This is a genomic window from Vicinamibacteria bacterium (assembly GCA_035620555.1).
Classification (GTDB): Bacteria; Acidobacteriota; Vicinamibacteria; order Marinacidobacterales; family SMYC01; genus DASPGQ01.
The window spans coordinates 1-3,648 of record DASPGQ010000809.1; the positions used below are offsets into that span (position 1 = coordinate 1).

A 3,648-nucleotide genomic window follows, 5' to 3' on the forward strand; every position below is an offset into this window, starting at 1 on the left:
GAATCGAGCTTCACTCGCGAGCTGGGGGTAGCCCGATAACGTCGTGCCGAGCTGTTCGAGGGACGTCCGCGAGCGCTCCGAGATAGCTTCCCATCCCCCCATCCACCGGGTGAGCTCCTTCATGAAGGCGAGGGACTTATCGAAGGTTTCACGAGGCGGCTGAGGCTCGCGGATCCGTCCATGGAATGGGAGGAGATCGGGAAAGAAACCGTAAGGCTCCACACTCAGGAAACCACGCTCGTCGGCGGCGAAAACTAGATTGATGTGGCGGTCCCGGCAGAACCTCCGCACCAGAAGCTTGATGGAGAGCCGGTCACACTCCTCGATCACGAGATCGACGCCGTCCAGGAACGCCCCGAGGTTCTCCTCGGTGACGCCCTCCTCGAACACTGTCACGCTCAGGTAGGGGTTCACTTTGGCGATTCGGCGCGCCGCGATCCGGCACTTGCTTTCGCCGAGCTCGTCGAAGCCGGCCTCGATCCGGTTCAAGTTCGATAGCTCGAGCCGATCGAAATCGCCGAGAACGATCTCACCGCACAGATGCTCTCGCGCCACGGTGGCCGCTGCCTCGGCGCCGACGGAAAGACCAATGACCGCCACCCGCCTCGTCCTCAGGAGACGCTGCTCTTCTCGGGTGATCTTGTCGGCGTTCCGATCGGTGATGGTCGCGAAGTACGCGTCGGGCCCGAGGAGGTGGACGACTTTCCTTTCCCACGGAAGATATACCCAATTGCCCGAGCTCGCGCCTCGCTCGACGGTGGCATCCTGCCACTCCATCCGGTCGATGAGTCGGAGCCCGCGCTCCCGGCAGAAAGTCGTCAGGCTCCCGAGCTCGTCGTCCGCGAGGGTGAACAGGAACGGCCGGAAGCTCTCGTCGGGAGGAATAGAGGGCGAGACCACAGCCCCCTGGAAGGCCCGCAGATCGCTCATAATTTCTTGTCCCAGGTCTGGCCGACGAGGTCGTGGCCGAAGCTTTCGTGTTTCTCCTCGCCCACGAGCTCGAAACCCACGGCTTCGTAGATGTGGCGCGCCGCGTGCAGCACGTCGTTCGTCCAGAGCGTCATCTTCTTGTAGCCGCGCGCGCGGGCGAACCGCACGCATTCGTCGACCAGACGTCGCCCAATCCCCAGACCCCGTGCCCGGGGCTCGACGAGAAGGAGGCGCAGCTTCGCAACGGTCTTGGTGTGCTTCACGACGAATGCCGAGCCGACGTTCTCCCCGTCCTTTTCCGCAATCCAGCAGCGTTCCCGCCTCGCGTCGAAATTCTCGATGAACTTCGCCACGATCCCGGCGACGAGTGCCTCGAACGTCTCGTCCCAGCCGTACTCCTGCGCATATAACGTCCCGTGCCTCTGCACCACCCATCCCATGTCTCCCGGCTGGTGGGGTCTCAGTAGGTACGGCGCGTGCCGGGGTGGGCTCGTGCCGAGAAGCGTTTCGATGGTGCCCATCGCTTCCACGAGCCGGGCCTGATCGCGTTCGCTCAGCTCGCTCAGCATCCCGTCGATCTCCCGGCTGGAAGCGGCGTTCAGCCGCGCGAAGGCTTCCTGGCCTCGCTCCGACAGCCACAAGTGGAATTGGCGGCCGTCGTTGGCATCGGGCTTCCTCTGGACGAGACCTCGCTTTCCGAAGCTTCTGAGGATGCGGCTCAGATAGCCGGCGTCGACCCCGAGCTCCTCGGAAAGCTCGCTCGCCGTCGCCGTCTCTTTGTGGGCGAGCTCGTAAATGACCCGCGCCTCGGTCAGCGAGAAGGGGCTTTCGAGGAGTCCCTCCCGCAACGCACCGATGCGGCGGGTGTAGAAACGGCCGAAGCGCCGAACGGCCTCGACCCGCCGCACCCGGAGGGAATCGTCCATGTCGTTGACATTGTCTTAGTTTTTAATTGCTAAAGTCAACTATATTTAGTGTCTTCTTCTGGCGAGGCAAAGTACTGAAATTGCCAACTTTTTTCCTACGGGAGCTGGTAGCCGGAGCCATCGCGCTTCCAGTCCGGGGCAGCTTCCGAATCGGCGACAGGACATCGGGTATCGGGGCCAAGCTGGCAACGAGCTCTTAGAGCTTCGACTCGTACGCCGCGCGAGCAAGAGCCTCGTCGCGATTCGATTCGGCGAGATGGGGGCGAGCAAGCCGGATATAGAGAAATTTGCCCGGTTCTTGCCTCGCCGATGGTCAGCTATCGAGTCGAGTTGGCTCGATCCTCTCACCGACTTCCGCCCGTCGGCCTATACTAACAGGCTGATGAAAAAGTACGGTCCAGCCTGCGCGAGCGGAGCGAGCCCGGCGCAATCGTCCGCATTCGGGCTGCTTCGAAGGAACGAGATGTTGCGGGGCCGCTCCGAAGGGCTGCCCACCGCAAAGTTGCCGCGCCGTAAGCATCCCGAGCCGTGGCGGATCGATTACGGGTCCCGCCACGGCATTGAATAGTAGAAAGGCCCGGATTCCATCGGATGAAGCGAACTAAGACTCGTGGGGCCATTACGTTGCTCTCCGCGGGTCTGAGTTTTCAGTGCTGCAACTCGAATCCGTCGGTTCCGGACGGTAGATCGAACGTGGTTCTCGTCACCGTCGACACGCTCCGAGCCGACAAACTGGGAGCCTACGGGGGTGACGTCGCCACCCCGCACATCGACCGTGTGGCTTCCGCGGGTGTCCTCTTCGAGAACACCTCCACGGTATCGCCTCTCACGTTGCCCGCACATGCGTCCATTCTGACCGGCACGTATCCGATGCGGCACGGCGTACGCGACAACGGGGGTTACTACCTGCCGTCTGATAGCGTCACGCTCGCCGAGGTGCTTCGCGAAAAGGGCTATGCCACGGGCGCTTTCGTCGGCGCCTTCGTGCTCGATTCACGCTGGGGGCTCGATCAGGGCTTCGACCGCTATTACGACGATTTCGATTTTTCCCAGTTCGAAGACGTGAGTCTTGGCTCCGTCCAGCGTCCGGGCAACGTCGTGCTCGACGAGGCCCTCCGCTTCATGGAGCAGGTCGAATCACCGCCGTTCTTCACCTGGATTCATCTCTACGATCCACACACACCCTACAATCCCCCGGAGCCGCATCGTGCGCGTTACGCCGGAAACCCATGGGGGCTCTACGACGGAGAGGTTGCCTTCGTGGATGATCTCATCGGACGTCTTGCCGACTGGTTGGAGCGTAAGTCGCTGGCAAAAAATACTATTCTCATCATCCTGGGGGACCATGGAGAGGCGCTCGAGGATCACGGAGAGATCGAGCACGGCTTCTTCATCTACGACGCCACGATGAAAGTCCCTTTTATCGTCGCCGGTCCAAATGTCAGAAACCGCGGCCGGCGCGTAAGTGCCCAGGTCCGGTCGATCGACTTGATGCCAACGGTTCTCGACTGGCTCGAAATCCCCGTTCCGGCCTCCGCCGAGGGAGTCAGCTTGCGCCCTCTCGTCGACGGCGACGTCGACACGTTGGAGCTCGTGGCTTACGGCGAGTCCTACTATCCCCGTGGACACTACGGTTGGAGCGAGCTCCGGTCACTCCGGACCGACGCCTTTCATTTCATCCAGGCACCACGACCGGAGTTGTACGACCTTCGGAACGATCCTGCCGAGAGAAAGAACCTGGCGCCGGAGCGGCCCAATGACGTGACGACTTTTAGCGAACAGCTCGAGAGGC

At 62.0% G+C, this 3,648-nt stretch carries 3 protein-coding genes; 1 reads left to right on the forward strand and 2 read right to left on the reverse strand.

From position 1 onward, the window contains the following. Window positions 1–930, reverse strand: a 930-nt coding sequence (locus VEK15_32335; protein HXV65429.1) for a ThiF family adenylyltransferase, incomplete at its 3' end; no start/stop codon positions are given. Next, a complete protein-coding gene (locus VEK15_32340) occupies window positions 927–1,856 on the reverse strand; it encodes a helix-turn-helix domain-containing GNAT family N-acetyltransferase (protein HXV65430.1) in 930 nt (309 codons plus the stop codon). The genes VEK15_32340 and VEK15_32335, both read right to left, overlap by 4 nt. Window positions 1,857–2,447: 591 nt before the next feature. On the opposite strand from VEK15_32340, the gene VEK15_32345 reads away from it, so the two are divergent. Then, the coding region (locus VEK15_32345) for a sulfatase (protein HXV65431.1) at window positions 2,448–3,648 on the forward strand (1,201 nt) is incomplete at its 3' end.